The 16741-nt window shown below is 43.0% G+C and carries 18 protein-coding genes; 14 read left to right on the plus strand and 4 right to left on the minus strand.

The genetic code is table 11. From position 1 onward, the window contains the following. Positions 1–67 precede the first annotated feature (67 nt). The 11 genes from HYN59_RS15675 to creD all read left to right on the plus strand — a co-directional run bounded on the left by HYN59_RS15675 (position 68) and on the right by creD (position 8835). The gene (locus HYN59_RS15675; RefSeq protein WP_108779181.1) at positions 68–2440 is read left to right on the plus strand and encodes a glycosyltransferase; all 2373 of its coding nucleotides are present in this window, start codon (positions 68–70) and stop codon (positions 2438–2440) included. A 251-nt stretch (positions 2441–2691) separates the two neighbouring features. Next, on the plus strand, positions 2692–3138 hold the full coding sequence (locus HYN59_RS15680; protein ID WP_108779182.1) for a 2-dehydro-3-deoxyphosphooctonate aldolase: 447 nt from the start codon (positions 2692–2694) through the stop codon (positions 3136–3138). Between the two features lie 130 nt (positions 3139–3268). Next, positions 3269–4087: a 3-deoxy-8-phosphooctulonate synthase gene (gene kdsA / locus HYN59_RS15685; RefSeq protein ID WP_108779183.1), complete on the plus strand. Its 819-nt coding sequence runs from the start codon at positions 3269–3271 to the stop codon at positions 4085–4087. Positions 4088–4427: 340 nt separating this feature from the next. After that, positions 4428–5036: a hypothetical protein gene (locus HYN59_RS15690; protein WP_108779184.1), complete on the plus strand. Its 609-nt coding sequence runs from the start codon at positions 4428–4430 to the stop codon at positions 5034–5036. Further along, a complete protein-coding gene (locus HYN59_RS15695) occupies positions 5033–5353 on the plus strand; it encodes a winged helix-turn-helix domain-containing protein (protein ID WP_108779185.1) in 321 nt (106 codons plus the stop codon). Before HYN59_RS15690 ends, HYN59_RS15695 begins: the two co-directional genes overlap by 4 nt. A 32-nt stretch (positions 5354–5385) precedes the next feature. Next, on the plus strand, positions 5386–6087 hold the full coding sequence (locus HYN59_RS15700) for a DUF1361 domain-containing protein (RefSeq protein ID WP_146185965.1): 702 nt from the start codon (positions 5386–5388) through the stop codon (positions 6085–6087). A gap of 39 nt (positions 6088–6126) precedes the next feature. After that, the gene (locus tag HYN59_RS15705) at positions 6127–6531 is read left to right on the plus strand and encodes a hypothetical protein (RefSeq protein WP_146185966.1); all 405 of its coding nucleotides are present in this window, start codon (positions 6127–6129) and stop codon (positions 6529–6531) included. A gap of 3 nt (positions 6532–6534) precedes the next feature. Next, entirely contained in the window at positions 6535–6879 is a 345-nt protein-coding gene (locus HYN59_RS15710) for a hypothetical protein (RefSeq protein WP_108779188.1), read from the plus strand. Then, positions 6866–7192 (plus strand): hypothetical protein, encoded by a 327-nt coding sequence (locus HYN59_RS15715; RefSeq protein ID WP_108779189.1) that lies wholly within the window; start codon positions 6866–6868, stop codon positions 7190–7192. The genes HYN59_RS15710 and HYN59_RS15715 overlap by 14 nt, the downstream gene beginning before the upstream one ends. Further along, complete coding sequence (locus tag HYN59_RS15720) at positions 7192–7497, plus strand: hypothetical protein (RefSeq protein WP_108779190.1); 306 nt, start codon at positions 7192–7194, stop codon at positions 7495–7497. The genes HYN59_RS15715 and HYN59_RS15720 overlap by 1 nt, the downstream gene beginning before the upstream one ends. 18 nt (positions 7498–7515) lie before the next feature. After that, positions 7516–8835 carry a cell envelope integrity protein CreD gene (gene creD / locus HYN59_RS15725; RefSeq protein ID WP_108779191.1) on the plus strand — a complete coding sequence of 440 codons (1320 nt, stop codon included), beginning with the start codon at positions 7516–7518 and terminating at the stop codon, positions 8833–8835. Positions 8836–8971: 136 nt separating this feature from the next. On the opposite strand, the gene capA is transcribed toward creD, so the two are convergent. Together capA and HYN59_RS15735 are read right to left on the minus strand one after the other, a co-directional pair. Then, positions 8972–10012: a cysteate synthase gene (capA, locus tag HYN59_RS15730; RefSeq protein WP_108779771.1), complete on the minus strand. Its 1041-nt coding sequence runs from the start codon at positions 10010–10012 to the stop codon at positions 8972–8974. 79 nt (positions 10013–10091) lie between these two features. After that, the gene (locus tag HYN59_RS15735; RefSeq protein WP_181369463.1) at positions 10092–12224 is read right to left on the minus strand and encodes a S9 family peptidase; all 2133 of its coding nucleotides are present in this window, start codon (positions 12222–12224) and stop codon (positions 10092–10094) included. A 73-nt stretch (positions 12225–12297) separates the two neighbouring features. Between HYN59_RS15735 and HYN59_RS15740 the strand changes: the two genes are divergently transcribed. From HYN59_RS15740 to HYN59_RS15750, 3 genes are all read left to right on the plus strand, one after another. Next, positions 12298–12612, plus strand: coding sequence for a YbaB/EbfC family nucleoid-associated protein (locus HYN59_RS15740; RefSeq protein ID WP_108779193.1), 315 nt, complete (start codon positions 12298–12300; stop codon positions 12610–12612). Positions 12613–12785: 173 nt separating this feature from the next. After that, the gene (locus HYN59_RS15745) at positions 12786–13370 is read left to right on the plus strand and encodes a hypothetical protein (protein WP_108779194.1); all 585 of its coding nucleotides are present in this window, start codon (positions 12786–12788) and stop codon (positions 13368–13370) included. Positions 13371–13558: 188 nt separating this feature from the next. After that, positions 13559–14740, plus strand: coding sequence for a cytochrome-c peroxidase (locus HYN59_RS15750; RefSeq protein ID WP_108779195.1), 1182 nt, complete (start codon positions 13559–13561; stop codon positions 14738–14740). Positions 14741–14829: 89 nt separating this feature from the next. On the opposite strand, the gene HYN59_RS15755 is transcribed toward HYN59_RS15750, so the two are convergent. Both HYN59_RS15755 and HYN59_RS15760 read right to left on the minus strand, forming a co-directional pair. Beyond that, on the minus strand, positions 14830–15651 hold the full coding sequence (locus tag HYN59_RS15755; RefSeq protein ID WP_108779196.1) for a PGN_0703 family putative restriction endonuclease: 822 nt from the start codon (positions 15649–15651) through the stop codon (positions 14830–14832). Between the two features lie 48 nt (positions 15652–15699). Next, positions 15700–16725, minus strand: coding sequence for a threonine aldolase family protein (locus tag HYN59_RS15760; protein WP_108779197.1), 1026 nt, complete (start codon positions 16723–16725; stop codon positions 15700–15702). Positions 16726–16741: the final 16 nt, after the last annotated feature.

The following is a 16741-nucleotide window of genomic DNA, read 5'->3' on the forward strand; positions in this document are numbered from 1 at the left end:
CTTTTAAACCATGCCAATGAGATTGCACAGAATGAAAATCAACTACTAATACCCTATAATAAGCGCTATGAAAACCAGAAAATCCGCCGGAAAAAAATTCCAGCCCTACAATACACTTATCGAACAGCTGGCAGCCCAGAACTTTACCTACCAAAATGCAGATAGCCTTCCGGAAATACTGGTGCTTACCACTTTCCCGCCAAGGCAATGCGGCATCGCAACCTATTCGCAGGACCTTATCAAAGCTCTTAATGACCATTATGTAGATTCATTCTCCATTAAAGTATGCGCGCTGGAAACTGACAAAGAAAAACATACCTATGAGGATGCTTCCGTAAAATACATCCTTAATACCTCTCAGCCGGAGTCATACGTTGAGCTTGCAAAAGCCATCAATGCCGATGAGAATTTAAAAATAGTGCTCATCCAGCATGAGTTTGGGCTTTTCCATGAAACAGTAAAAGACTTTAATACTTTTGTTGATGCTGTTGAGAAGCCGCTTACCGTTGTATTCCATACGGTGCTGCCTAATCCTAATGAAGAGTTCAAAGCAAATGTGCAGCACATCCTGAATAGGGTTGACTCCCTTATTGTAATGACCAACAACGCGGCCGATATACTGGTGCGCGACTATATAATTGATCGTGACAAAATTGCGGTTATACCGCACGGCACCCACCTTGTAGCCCACACCGACAAGAATGAGCTGAAACGCAAATACGGTTTTGAAGGAAGGAAAGTGCTTTCAACTTTTGGTTTGCTAAGCTCAGGAAAAAGTATTGAGACTACACTTGATGCACTGCCTAATGTGATCAACAAAGCGCCCGAAACGCTATTCCTTATCATTGGGAAAACCCACCCTACGGTAGCTTTGCAGGAAGGTGAGAAATACCGTGATTCACTTATTGAGAAAATAAATGAACTTGGTATTCAGGACAATGTGAAATTCATCAACAAATATGTAGACCTTCCGGAACTGCTGGAGTACCTTCAGCTTACCGATATTTACGTGTTCTCGTCAAAAGACCCGAATCAGGCAGTGAGCGGCACATTTGCTTATGCACTAAGCTGCGGATGCCCTATCATCTCTACCCCTATCCCGCACGCCAAAGAAGTTTTGGCTGGTGATACCGGTATGACGTTCGATTTCGGAAATTCAGAGCAATTGGCGGAAGCGATAAACACTTTGCTGTTCGACGTGCAGCGCAGGAACACCATGGTACTTAACGGCCTTCACAAAATAATCCATACCGCCTGGGAAAACTCGGCAGTAGACCATGCAAAGCTTCTTGAGAGGACAGCCGGTGGCACCATCAGGCTGCAATACAGGAACCCTGAGGTTAACCTACAGCACATCAAGAATATGACCACCGACTTCGGGATGCTGCAATTCAGCAAACTGAACAGGCCCGATATAAATTCAGGCTATACGCTTGACGACAATGCACGTGCGCTCATCGCTATGTGCCAGCATTATAAATCCTACAGGGATGAATCGGTAATGAAATACATCAATATATATGTTAATTTCATCGACTACTGTCAAAGCAAGGACGGCAGCTTCCTGAACTATGTTGATTACAATACCAACTTTACAGAGCAAAACAGGAACGAAAACCTTGAGGACAGTTCCGGCCGTGCCATGTGGGCATTGGGATATGTAGTCTCGCTTGGGAAGATCCTTCCGGAAGCTATAGTGAAAAAAGCAGCCTCGATGTTCGAAAGGTCGCTGTCGCGCACAAAGAATGTATATTCTACAAGGGCAATGGCATTTACAATTAAAGGATTATATTACTATAACCGTTACATCAAAAATGACGACACCCAGATCTATATCAGTCTATTTGCCGACAGGCTGGTGCAAATGTACCGCCACGAGGCCGATAGCGAATGGAAATGGTTCGAGGGCTACCTCACCTATGCCAACAGCGTACTACCTGAAGCGTTACTGTTAAGCTATAGCATAACAGGTAATGAGGTGTACAAAGAGGTTGCAAAAGAGTCATTCGACTTCTTGCTTTCACAAACCTTTGATGAAAATTCGATTCAGGTAATTTCTAACCGCAGTTGGCTCATTAAAGGAGGCGAAAGGGCGACCTGCGGCGAACAGCCTATAGATGTGGCTTATACCATATTGGCACTGCGCAAGTTCCATGACATTTTTAAAGAAGAGGAATACCTCAATAAAATGGAAATGGCATTCAACTGGTTCCTTGGCAACAACCGCCTGCACCAGGTAGTTTACAACCCATGCACAGGAGGCTGTTTTGACGGAATGGAAGAGAAAAACGTAAACCTGAACCAGGGAGCAGAAAGCACCGTGAGCTACCTTATGGCAAGGCTTACAATATCAAAATATTTCGGCAACCCGAATATGAGTTATTTCAGGAGGAAACAAAGGGCAAATAAAGTTGCTGCTTTGCGCCAGCTGGAATTCTAAACCCAAACAATGCAGAAGAAATGAGCCCCGATTTATCGGGGCTTATTTTTTGGCCTCCCCAGCCCTCTCCAAAGGAGAGGGAGCCGCGACGTGCATACTCATACTTTGTCACGAAGTATATAAATCCCTCCATTAACCAAATAAAAAATATTTGTTAGAAGCAATGTACATTCGAGTGAAGCTCAATCTGAAATCTACAATCTGAAATCTGAAATTTTTCAAGTAACTTTGGCAAATAATATATTTCATCAATGAAAAAACTCCTGTTATTATCACTTACCGCATTCGTATTTGCTTCATGCACAAGTACGCGAAACACTATAAAGAATATAGATGATAATGCCAAAATGCCTGCGCTCTCTAAAGAAAAGACGTTTGTAATTACTGAAGTGGGTACAGATAAGAAGTATGGCTATGACCAGGACTATCCTGTAAATCTTGGCTTTATGCATTATACAATGGCAGAGAAAAATGTACAGCGTTATTTCGATGCACTCACAGGTCCTAAAGGCCAAAAGCTGACATATACTAAGGTTGATACCTGCTGCCCGTTTCCGTCAAAGAAAACCGATGTGGGTGCCGGGATGCTGGATATATATGAAGTGACCTGGGAAGGCCTTGCCGAACCGGTACGCATTTATGTAAACGTTTATGAAAAAGGCGCTATCGTTGCCCCTGTGGGATTTGGGATAAAGTAAAGTTTCGGGTTTCGGGTTTTGGGTTTCGGGTTCGGAGTTTGACGCATATCGTATCTGAGTAGCAACCCGGAACCCTCAACTCTGAACCCGAAACTATTTTCGTATCTTTGCAAAAATTTAAAACACAACAATGGACTTAAATAATATTCCACAGATAAAACATACCGATAGCGGCAATTTCTTTCTACTGGCAGGCCCATGTGCCATTGAGGGAGAGGAAATGGCACTTCGCATTGCTGAAAAACTTGTTGAAGTAACCGACCGCCTTGAAATTCCTTACGTTTTTAAAGGCTCGTTTAAAAAGGCGAACCGTTCGCGCATTGACAGCTTTAGCGGCATTGGCGACGAGAAAGCGCTGAAGATACTGGAGAAGGTATCCAAAACTTTTGGTGTTCCAACCGTTACCGATATCCATACCAATGAAGATGCTACAATGGCAGCGGAATATGTGGATGTGCTGCAGATCCCGGCTTTCCTTGTCCGCCAGACCGACCTTGTTGTCGCTGCTGCCAATACCGGAAAAACAGTAAACCTGAAGAAAGGCCAGTTCATGAGCCCGGAGAGTATGAAGCATGCAGTACAGAAAGTGCTGGACTGCAATAACCCTAACGTTATGGCTACCGACCGTGGCACCATGTTCGGGTACCAGGATATGATCGTGGACTACCGCGGCATCCCTACCATGCAGCAATTTGCCACGACTGTGCTTGACGTAACCCACTCGCTGCAACAGCCCAACCAAACTATCGGCGTTACCGGTGGCCGTCCCGATATGATTGAGACCATTGCCAAAGCAGGTATAGCAGTAGGCGTTGACGGTATATTTATCGAAACACACTTCGACCCGGCGAATGCTAAAAGTGATGGCGCCAACATGTTGCACCTGGACTATTTTGAAGGGTTAATGAATAAATTGGTGGCGATCAGGAAAACAGTGAATAATTTTTAATTTTTTATTTTCTATTGATTATTGAATCGTGGAAATAATAGTATAAGGACAGTTTAGGCTGTCCTTTTTTTATTAATAGTATCGTCTAATCTTTTATAATTCTATCATCTAAACCTACAAGGTTTGGAAAACCTTGCAGGTTGGGAAACGCAATATTGGGTTACTATTGTTTTCCTGCAAGGTCTTAAAGACCTTGGAGGTATATTTAAGACAATTCTATTGGCAATATGCAACTCTGCCACTTTGAAACTCTGCTACTTCACCTCCTAAATTTTTTTTCCAAAAACGCATTGCAATTAAAAATTTTATTATTTACTTTGCAACTCAAAGTACTTTATAAATGGAAAATTATTTAAGGGATATACAAGACATAAAAAAGATGATGGACAGGTCGACCCAGTTCCTGTCGCTAAGCGGCCTTGCCGGGGTTATGGCCGGTGTTTATGCGCTTGCTGGGGCCTACGCAGCCAAAAAAGTATATGATCTTAACCATGGCAGGTACATCACGCCGGACAGCAGTTCCTTTAAAGCCATCCTGTGCATTGCAGTAGTTGTGCTGGTACTATCGGTGTTAACGGCGTATATCCTAACCGCTAGGAAAGCCAGGAAGCAGGGAGAGACGGTATGGAATGCTACCTCAAAAAGGCTGGCGGTAAATTTCCTGATCCCTCTTGTTACAGGCGGCGTCTTTGCCCTGATACTTTTGAAAAACGGATATGCAGGGCTTGTAGCCCCGGTAACACTTATCTTTTACGGGCTTGCCTGTATCAATGCCAGCAAATATACCATGAGGCAGGTTCGCTACCTTGGGCTGACAATCATCATTATCGGGTTAATGGCAGCAAATTTTGAGGGGAGCGGCCTGGAATTCTGGTCGATGGGATTCGGAGTATGCCATATACTTTACGGAACGATCATGTACTTTAAATACGACAGAAAACAGCTTTGAAAAGTATATTGGAACATATCGACAAAACTTTGGAGCACCGCATCCGCCTGGGCATTATGAGCATACTTATGGTGAATGAATATGCCGACTTCAGGACACTTAAGGAACTGCTTGGCGTGACTGACGGCAGCCTGTCCGGCCATCTAAAAGCATTGGAAACAGAAAACTATATCACGATCGGAAAGCAATTTACACGCAACAAGCCTATAACACGCTACACGGCTACCAAAGAGGGCCGCGTGGCATTCAGTGCGCATATTGCAGACTTTGAAAAACTGATACGAAAGGAACGCTATTTTTTTATCTACAAACTTTGAAATTCAAAGTACTTTATAAAAACCAAAACCAAATGAAAGCTATTAAACTATTATCATCGAAAACCTTCAGGCAGCAAGGGTTGCTGTTAGTATTCACCGGATTCTGTTTCAGCATATTACTGCTGCGGGCAAAGATCACACACAGCATCTTTTACTTCTTCCTGGTATGGAACCTCTTTCTTGCCTTTACGCCTTTTGCCATTACAACTTTAATGACAAAACGTGTGCAGTTCCTGGAAAGGAAAGCCCTCTTCTACCCTTGTTTCATTTGCTGGCTGCTTCTCCTGCCGAATGCTCCTTATATCATTACCGACTTTATCCATCTTGGACAAAAGCTGACAGTTCCCATGTGGTTCGATGTGTTACTGCTGATATCCTTTGCCATAACCGGTCTGCTCTTCGGAATCACCTCCATGAAAGCCATGCACAAAATGCTAATACTAAAATTCAGCATCCGTACGGCTGAAATTGCAATGGCGGCCATTTGTTTCCTTAGTGGGTTTGGGGTTTATCTTGGGCGTGTGCTCCGGTACAACAGCTGGGATGTGCTGCACAGGCCGTTCGAACTGATTGGGGATATTGTATACAGCCTTGTTGACCATGATAGCTGGCGAACCGCATGGGGTATTACGCTGGGATTTGGCACACTGCTGTACCTGCTCTATTCACTGAGCCGCCAGGCCTCACTCCCTGCCCATCTCCAAAAGAAAGGAGAATTGGAAACCGGAAACTAAAAATCGTAATAACCAGAAAATCTAAATAAAATGAATGCAATGAAATCACTTTTCAAACCTAAAAAAGCTGCCGTAAGCATGGACGAGCTTATCAATTACCCGAAAGACAGCCTGGGTTTTCACTTAGGGTGTTTCCTCTTCAATAACAGCTGTGAATCAGACCCCATACCTGAAAAAGAAGATGTATACCGGACCCTGCTGATCAACGAAGTTTCCAACAAAGAAGAAATTGCTATGTATTACTACCTCTTCGGTAATGGTGACCTAAGCCTGCCGACGCTGTTTGTCATGGCTTCAGGGGCGATGTTTTACCCACATTGCATTAGCTACTTCTACAAAAGGTACCGCGATGGCAGGAATGCGCTCCGTTTCTACGACCTAGACCATTTCAGGATGCTGCACCTGCCACTCCAAAGGATAAAAGACACTTTTTTAATACGATAAGCCATGTACAATACAATTGAAAATAATATGCCGCACCTGGTAAAGCAGCTCTCGGGAATAGCGGTATGGCTATTCGCCATTTCGTTAGGCATTGGTACAGCGGTGCTGCTGATGCAGGCTATGGCTGATAACAGCTACCAATATTACGGGATAGGCTTCGTGTATGTAATCATCGCGACTTTTATAAATACGATAGCCTTTTGCGTGCTGCTGATACACGCCTGGATCTATGCTGAATACAGGAAGATACTGCTCATGAGAGCTGCACTGCTGCTTGCTAACATCCCAATTGCATTAGCCTACATGTATATTGTTTTTGAAATCCTGCCCTGCTATGGAAGATTTTAAGCCCGAAGATATTCCTCTTGACATACTGCGTGCAATACAGATACCAAAACGGGTGTTCCTTACCTCGCTAATCATAGGGACACTTTTACTGATAGCTTTTCTCATCACAAAGGATCCGGGGCTTATCGGCATAGGGATATGCTACGTAGCAATAGCCTTTGTGGCCAACACCGGTACGCTCATCAGTATGATCGTCTATGCTTTGCGCCACAGAAAGCACCTGTCACTTATACTCTGGCATACGCCAATACTGCTATTGAATATTCCCATTGCCTGGATGTATATGATAATTGTAGCTACTGTGGCAAAGTGATGAACGAAGAACACCTATTAATCGCCAAAAGTAATATCTCAACAACCCGGAAGACATTCTGGTGGTCGCTTGGCATTAGCACTGCCCTGGAACTCTCTTTTATGATAACTGATTTGGAAGCATTATTGTTTGTTGGGTTCTTTTACCTGCTGATGGCAATACTATTTAATTTCATAGTATTCCTTAACAACATCATATTCATCTGCCTTCATAAAGAGGCGCGTATACCATTATTACGGCACACCCTATTGCTGCTCCTCAACATCCCGATCGCTTATTTATATCTCTTTATACTTTTTTATTAATCAAATAAACCAATAACTATGGAAATTCGAATCCCTGAACAAAAGCCACAGGAAGACCCTAACAAAAACTTCCTGCATTCCACCACTGCCCGTATCATTATGGTGGGCGTGCTTACACTGGTGCTGCTTATTCCGCTGCAGTATGTAAAGAACCTTATTTTCGAGCGCTCACAATTACAGCGCCATGTAGAGAAAACTGTAAGCGACCAATGGGGCGGCAATGTATATGTTTACGGCCCTGTACTGAAAATACCTTATAAAAACCTGAAAGAGAACGGCGCTACGTCATACGCTTACTTCTTCCCGGAGAAGCTGGACATCAATGCCGATGCACGATCAGAATCCAAAGAGAGAGGTATGTACAAAGCGGCCGTCTTCAATGCAGGGATAAAGTTCCGGGGAACCTACACTACTCCCAACTTCAGCAGATCCGGGATTGCCCCCGAAAATATAGACTGGGAAAGAGCCACAATACAGCTGCATACCGGAAACCTCAAGGGCATCAAGGGTGCGGTCGCTATCAACTTCAACGGCAAGCGGTATAATTTTGAGCCTGCGGAGAAAGAAAATGTCAACGACTCTACAGTTGCCTTGGAAACCAGGCCTTTTAATATAGTCGAAGCTTTGTCCGGCGGCGAAGTGCCCTTCAGCCTCGATGTTTCTTATAACGGCAGCAAGAGCCTGGCTATAGTGCCTATCGGTAAACTTACCGAGACGAAAATGACATCTAACTGGAAGACCCCACGGTTTGGCGGCAATTTTTCCCCTGAAAAAGAAAATATTTCCAACAGCGGCTTCACGGCCAACTGGAAAATATCACACCTGAACAGGCCTTTTGCGCAGCAGCATTTCGGCAGCCTGCCCGACCTGAAAGCGTATAGTTTTGATGTGAATTTCCTTATTCCTGTAAATGAGTACCAGCAAAATGAACGTGCTGCTAAATATGGGTTTCTGGTAATAGGCCTTACATTCCTTATCTTTTTCCTGATACAGGGACTGAGTAAGATCAGCATCCATATTTTCCAGTATATCATGATAGGGCTGGCGCTCATTATGTTCTATACCCTGCTTATCTCGATCACGGAGCATAGCAGTTTCCGGTTTGCGTATATTGTTGCGGGCCTCGCGGTCATCGTAATGATCTCACTCTATTCAATATCCATACTTAAAGACCGTAAGTTCCCCATGTTTATCGCCGCAGCGCTTACCGCACTTTATACTTTTATTTATATAATTATCCAGCTGGAAGATTACGCCTTGCTTGCAGGCAGTATAGGGCTGTTCCTGATACTGGGCGCAGTAATGTATTTTTCCCGCCGCATCGACTGGAATAAATAGCATTTAGTTTTAGTTTTTTGGTTACCCGCGGGTGCTTTTGGGCATTCGCGGGTTTTGTTTTAAACTGAATAGTTTTGGGAAAAGAAAAAGCTCCGAAGTTACCCGGAGCTTTTTTATGAATTTGAACTCAATTATATTACTTGATAAATTCGATCTTTTGTGCCTCTTCGAGGTTAACACTGTCGAAAAACCCTTGCTCGTTCATCCATTCATCACTAAACACTTTGCTCATGTAACGTGATCCGTGGTCAGGGAAAATAAGCACTACATTGCTGTTTTCGTCAAATTCGCCTGCTTCGGCATATTGTTTCACGGCCTGTAGGGTCGCTCCGCTGGTGTAGCCTACAAAAAGCCCTTCGGTCTTTGCAATGCTCCTGGCAGCATGGGCGCTGTCTTCATCGGAAACTTTTATGAATTTGTCGATAACATCAAAATCGGTAGCAGTAGGGATCAGGTTCTTGCCAAGGCCTTCTATACGGTAAGGATAGATCTCTTCGCTGTCGAACTCTTTTGTTTCGTGGTATTTTTTAAGGACAGAGCCGTAAGCGTCTACTCCCAATATTCTTATGGCTGGATTTTTTTCTTTAAGGAAACGGGCCGCCCCCGATATTGTACCGCCAGTACCGCTGCACGCAATAAGGTGGGTAATCTTTCCGCCGCTTTGTTCCCAAATTTCCGGGCCGGTAGTTTTATAATGTGCGTCTACATTCAGGTCGTTAAAATACTGGTTGATGTAAACGGAACCTTTAATCTCTTCATGCAGCCTTTGGGCAACACTATAATATGAGCGTGGGTCATCGGCAGAAACATTTGCAGGGCAAACATACACTTTGGCCCCCATGGCACGCAGCATATCAATCTTATCTTTTGATGATTTTGAGCTAACCGCAAGTACACAGTCATAACCCTTAATAATGCTTACCATTGCCAGACTAAAGCCTGTATTGCCCGAAGTGGTTTCGATGATCGTATCGCCCGGCTTCAGGATGCCTTTTTTCTCGGCTTCTTCAATGATGTATAATGCAATCCTGTCTTTTGTGGAATGGCCCGGATTAAAGGCTTCTACTTTTGCGTAAAAATTTCCTTTTAATCCTTCAGTAACTTTATTGAGCTTAATAAGGGGCGTATTCCCGATTAATTCCAATACATTATTATAGGCTGTTATTCTTTCTTTCATAAAAAATGAGTTAGTAAGGTAAAACTGGTACAAAGTTTACTGACCTCAAAACCTTGCAAATCTAACAAAAAAAATTTAATTACTTTTTAATTCCTTCCAAATCTAATAAAAAACTGTATTCTTTGGCTACCTCCTTAAGGGCTTCAAAACGCCCTGAAGCCCCGCCATGGCCCGCTTCCATATTGGTATCCAGATACAAAAGGTTATTATCGGTTTTGGTAACCCTTAGTTTTGCTACCCATTTGGCAGGCTCCCAATACTGCACCTGCGAATCGTGAAGGCCCGTTGTAACAAGCATATTCGGGTAATTTTGGGCAGTAACGTTGTCATAAGGCGAGTACGATTTCATATAATCGTAGTATTTTTTATCATTCGGGTTCCCCCACTCGTCATATTCGCCTGTAGTAAGTGGTATGGAATCGTCGAGCATAGTCGTGATCACATCCACAAAAGCCACCTGCGCGATAACACCGTTATACAACTGTGGCGCCATGTTTACGATAGCGCCCATAAGCAATCCGCCTGCAGAGCCTCCTTCGGCATACAGGTGTTTTGGTGATGTGTATTTCTGGGCAATCACATATTCAGAGCAGTCGATAAAATCGGTAAATGTATTTTTCTTTTTGAGGAGCTTCCCGCTCTCATACCATTCGCGGCCCAGGTCTTCCCCACCCCTTATGTGGGCGATGGCAAAGATAAAGCCCCTGTCAAGCAGGCTTAGTCGGATAGAAGAGAAATACGGGTCCATAGAGTAGCCATACGAGCCGTAAGCATATAAAAGAAACGGATTGTTGCCGTTCTTTGTGATGCCTTTGCGGTATACCATCGAGATCGGTATTTTGGTTCCGTCTTTGGCGGTAGCCCAAACCCTTTCTTCGACATAATTGTTTTTATCGAATTTGCCGCCAAGGACTTCCTGCTCTTTCAGCACGGTCTTTTCTTTGGTCTTCATATTGAAGTCGATAACCGAAGAAGGCGTGGCAAGCGACTGGTAGCTGTAGCGGAGGATGTCGGTATCAAAATCAGGGTTGGTGCTCACCCCTGCCGTGTAAGTTTCTATATCGAATGGCAGGTAGTACTCGCCCTTGCCATCCCACGGGCGTATTCTTATTTTATTGAGGCCGTTAGAGCGCTCTTCGATAACGAGGTAATTCTTAAATATCTCAATATCCTCAAGCAGGACATCTTTGCGGTGTGGTATCAGGTCTTTCCAGTTTTCTTTGGCTGTAGCATTTTCAGGCGTAGTCATCAGCTTAAAGTTGGTCGCCTTATCCTTATTAGTAACAATATACCACTTATCTCCATAATTAGCTATGCTGTATTCCAGGCCGCGTGTCCTGGGCTGGAAGATCTTAAATTCACCATCCGGTGTTTTGGCATCCAGTATCCTGAACTCGGAAGTAAGGGTGCTGTTTGACCCTATAACAAGGTATTTCTTTGATTTCTCTTTGTAAACAAATGTCCCAAAAGTATCGTCTTTCTCATGGTAGACCATCACATCGTCCTTGGCATCGCTGCCCAGTTTGTGCTTGTAGATCTTGTCCGAACGCAGTGTTACCTCATCTTTACGTGTGTAGAAAAGCGTTTTATTATCGCCCGCCCATGTAGAGCCGCCGGTAGTATTCTCGATCTTAACAGGGAGTATTTCGCCGGTAAGCAGGTTTTTTACCTGTATGGTAAACTGCCTCCTTGAAACGGTATCCACACCGAAAGCTGCCCATTGGTTATCCTCGCTTACATTCAGTCCGCCTAACTGGAAATACGAATGCCCTTTAGCCATTTCGTTGCAATCGAACATGATCTCCTCTTTAGCGTCGAGGCTCCCTTTTTTGCGGGCGTAGATAGGGTAATCCTTACCTTTTTCGTAGCGGGTTATATAATAATAGCCGTTGTAAAAATAAGGGACAGAAGAATCGTCCTCTTTTATCGTAGCCTTCATTTCCTCGAAAAGGTCTTTCTGGAAATCCTTCAGGCCGGCCGTCATGGTATTGTAGTAGGTATTCTCTTTTGTAAGGTAGTCAATTACTTCAGGGTTTTCACGCTCGTTGAGCCAGTAGTAATTGTCAATCCGCACATCGCCGTGCTTTTCAAGTTTTTTAGGCTTAACCGCTGCAAGTGGCGGTTTTATGGTTTCGGTCATCTTGGTTTTATTAGTCTGGGCATTCGCCGCAAAAATAACACAAACACAACTTAAAAGTACGTGTTTTTTCATTCTTTTATGAATTAGCATATAACCCTGCAATTTACTACTTTTGTTAAATAATCAACTAATAAAATTCGTAAAAATGTTTGGAGATATCATGGGAATGATGGGCAAACTGAAGGAAACCCAGCAAAAGATTGAAGAGACTAAAAAAAGGCTTGACACCGTGCTTGTTGATGAGCAAAGCAACGACGGGCTTTTGAAGGTAACACTTACTGCGAACAGGCAGATACGATCTATAACGATTGACGATGCACTATTGGAAGACAAAGAGCAACTGGAAGATTATCTTGTCCTGGTTATGAACAAAGCCATAGCAAGCGCAACGGCAATCAATGAAGCGGAACTTGCCGCAGTAGCGAAGGAAGGCATGCCGAATATCCCGGGGCTGTTTTAATTTCAGATTGTAGATTGTAGATTTCAGATTTAGCTTCACTCATAATCACCAGTCGTTATTGTGATAAACGAAGAGGTAGTCTAAATATATTCAAATAATGAGCACGGCGAGGGTCGTGCTTTTTTATTAGATTTGTTTGAAAGGATTCAAAAGCGTAACCAGTAAACATTTATATGGAAAAAGATATTTTAAAAATGTTTTTAAGCTCTCTTTTTATAGTTCTTTTACTTATATCATGCAAGAAAGAGCCTATAAGCGAGGAGAATTATGAAATTGGTAAAGCTATTGAACTAACTAAAAGCAATACAGTTTTTAACGATACGCTTGCAAAGTTCGGGAAAGAGCTGGGTGTTGACTTTATGCTTTGTTACACTTATGTAAAGAATAAACACAGGGTTTTGGGATTTCAGATTCTTCAATCAGATACAGACCACGCCGGGCCTTTACGAATTGACAGGCCTTTTAAAATAGAAACTTTTCAGGGAATAGATATTTTTTTCTGTACAGTAAGTGATGACAATAAAAAATTCCAGCCAGTAATTGACGATAAAACAAAAAGACTTATAGCCAGGGGCTATCTGACAACCAGCGGGAGGATAAGCCTTCACGAATCAAAATCTGTCAGTCTTGTTTATTGCAAAGACGTTGATAATAACTTTAAGATATTGCCCTCTGAATTTTTATATAAAAAAGAAATGGAAGCCCACAATAATGACAAAAATTTCCATGAAGAGGATTATTATCCGGATTGTGATTAATAAACACAAAATTCAGGTTTATAATAATAGCATTAATGTAGGGGAATCGCAAGATGTGTGGCTTCCTATTACTTGATTTTGCTTTGATTTTCAACCCCTTTAAACAATCGCGCTTTTTCATTTTACATCCCACCGCAGGAATTTTCTTTACTTTTCGTCTAATTAGGTAAACCAATAAATTTATACCCATGAAGAAATGTGTTTACCTCCTCAGCAGCATTGTTCCACTGCTGCTTGTTTCATGCCATAAAGACGACGACGAATACCAACCCGTCGACCCTTTTGCAAATACCAAAGCGGCCTTTGGCGACAACATCGATCCTGATAACTTATACAACTATGCCGGCCAAACGGTACCGGGATATATTACAAAGGATAATTCGGGCGCCAATCCTATTACCGATAAAGGCGCGACCTTGGGCAGGGTGCTGTTCTATGATGTTAACCTCTCTTCGGACAATACGGTTTCCTGCGCATCCTGCCACAAGCAGGAGCACGCCTTCAGCGATACAGACGTAGCAAGCACAGGCGTGAACGGGACCACCGCCCGCCATACGATGAGGCTCATCAATACACGGTTTTCAGCCGAAACGCATTTCTTTTGGGACGAAAGGGCAGTATCGCTTGAGCAACAAACAACTATGCCGGTGCGTAACCATGGCGAAATGGGCTTCAGCGGCGAAAATGGCGACCAAAGCTTTGATGACCTTATCGTAAAGCTGGGCAATATCGGCTACTACAAAGAGCTGTTCACCTGGGTCTATGGAACTGAGGAGATCACAGAAGAAAAAATTCAGAAGGCATTAGCACAGTTCGTGCGCAGCATCCAGTCATTCGATTCCAAATATGATGCAGGCCGGGCTGTCGCAGGCAATGACGGGCCGCCATTCGCTAATTTTACGCAGCAGGAAAACCAAGGCAAAGACCTGTTCCTACGTCCACCCGTATTCAACCAAAATGGCCAAAGGATCAACGGCGGCGTAGGCTGTGCGGGCTGCCACCGCATACCGGAATTCGACATTGACCCTGCCGCAAAAAATAACGGGCTTATCGCTACATTGAGAGGTATCGGTACCGACATGGGCAACACGCGCGCGCCTTCCCTGCGTAACCTTGTAAAAGCTGATGGGACACTGAACGGCCCGCTGATGCATACCGGCCAGTTTGCCACGCTTGAAGATGCCATAGCGCATTATAATGTAATTACAGCAGATGGCAATACCAATATCGACCCCCGCCTGATTCCCGGCGGTAACGGGCAAAAGCTGAACATGACCCAACAGGAAGTAAGCGCTCTAGTAGCATTCTTAAAAACACTGGACGGCGCTAATGTCTATACAGATGTGAAGTGGGGCAATCCTTTTAAATAAGTTTCAGATTTGAATAGTAAAAGCACGGCAGGAGTCGTGCTTTTTTGTTATTTGGAACAAGTGTGTTATAACTATTTTTGCTTTGCTCCTTATAGATTGTATTTCTCTCTAAAATTTCTGAAATGAACTTTTAGCTTGTGACTTTTTAAATTGCTTTCTGTATAGTGCAATAAATCTTCCCAAGTTAGGTTAAAGAGATTACCTTTTACCTCGTTTTTAAGAATATTCGATTTAGCAAATTCAGCTTGGGTTTTGATTTTTTTGTTTTTAATGGGATATAAAAAAACCACATATGAATCTTCTGAAATGCATATTAGATTTCTTAATATCTGATAGTTACTACAAAACGTAGCCGGTTGATGATATTTTTCTTCAATAGCACCTAGATTCCCTTTGTAGACTGCATTGAACTTATTGATATGATCATCGTTAAATTTAGCTACTCCAAATTTACTTTCTGTGAACTTTATCTCAAAGAATATTTTTTTTCCTGATTTTGTTTCAATATAAAAATCGAAACTAGTTGCTCGATAATTACCTTTTTCAATATCTGATGTTTTTTCGAAACAGGTTTTATCATAATCTATTTCTTCTTTTTCAAAACCAATAAATTTTAAAATCATATCAAGTTCCTGCTCTTCCATCAACGGAAAAAAGAAGTTCAGGCACATGGCTTGCGATGAGTTTAGATGATGAAAATAAATATGACGCTTTATACAGCTCCTGTTTGTTTCAAGATATTGATTTAAACTATCTCGATAAATTGGTAATAAATTTAATTCTTCATGATTTTTAGGAAGGATATGAAGATAATCTATTTCGCTGTTTCTCCATTTGCCCCCTGCAATATTTGGAAAGAATTTCTCTTTATTGTCTTCAAAATGCTTTCTTATTTCTTTCTGATATGACACAATGTGATTTTTTAAATTTTGATAAAAAAATCCTTGAAAATAATCAATCTAAAACACCATTTTAGATAAAGTCTCAATCACATAATTATGCATTACCTCCTTATAATCAAGGTGCGTCACTATGCGTAATTTATTTTTTCCAAGCGAAGAGATAAAAATGTTTTTTTGTTTCAGCTTTTCCATAAAAGCTTTTTCATCGATCTGCGGCTTTAGCGAGAAAATAAGGATGTTGGTCTCTACAGGTTCTACCTTGTCTATCCACGGCAATTGCTGCAGGAGGTTGCCCAATTGCTTTGCGCGCCTGTGGTCTTCCTCAAGGCGGCCAACGTTATTTTGTAAAGCATACAGGCCTGCCGCAGCAAGATAGCCTGCCTGGCGCATACCTCCGCCAAAAACTTTACGTATTCGCATCGCTTTATGGATATGCTCTTTACTGCCCACAAGCAGCGACCCTACCGGAGCGCCAAGCCCTTTGGAAAGGCATACGCTTATGGTGTCGAACAGCTGACCAAATTGCTTCGGGTGCTGGCGTTTGGCTACCAATGCATTCCACAGCCTGGCGCCGTCGAGGTGGTATTTCAGGTTATTGGCTTTGCACACCTCCCCTATTTCCATAAGGGTTTGCAGGTCATAGCAGGCGCCACCGCCTTTATTGGTGGTATTTTCAATACATACAAGGCTGGTAAGCGGGCTATGGTAAAAGTCGGGCGGATTGATAGCATCGACTACCTGCTGAGCTGTGATCATACCGCGGTTACCATCGATAAGCCTGCTCGAAACGCCACTGTTGAATGCTACCCCGCCGCCTTCGTAGTTGAAAACGTGGGCCCATTTATCGCAGATAAGTTCGTCTCCCGGATTGGTATGCAGCTTGATAGCCGTTTGGTTGGCCATGCTGCCGGAGGGGAAAAATAAGGCAGCTTCCATCCCGAAAAGGCTGGCAACGGTATCTTCGAGCTCATTAACGGTGGGGTCCTGCTTATATACATCGTCACCCACTTTTGCCCTGAACATTTGCTGCAGCATTTCGTGTCCGGGCCGGGTTACCGTATCACTTACTAAATTTATTTCCATATTATTGAAAAGGATG

The sequence above is a fragment of the Flavobacterium album genome (assembly GCF_003096035.1).
Taxonomy (GTDB): Bacteria; Bacteroidota; Bacteroidia; order Flavobacteriales; family Flavobacteriaceae; genus Flavobacterium; species Flavobacterium album.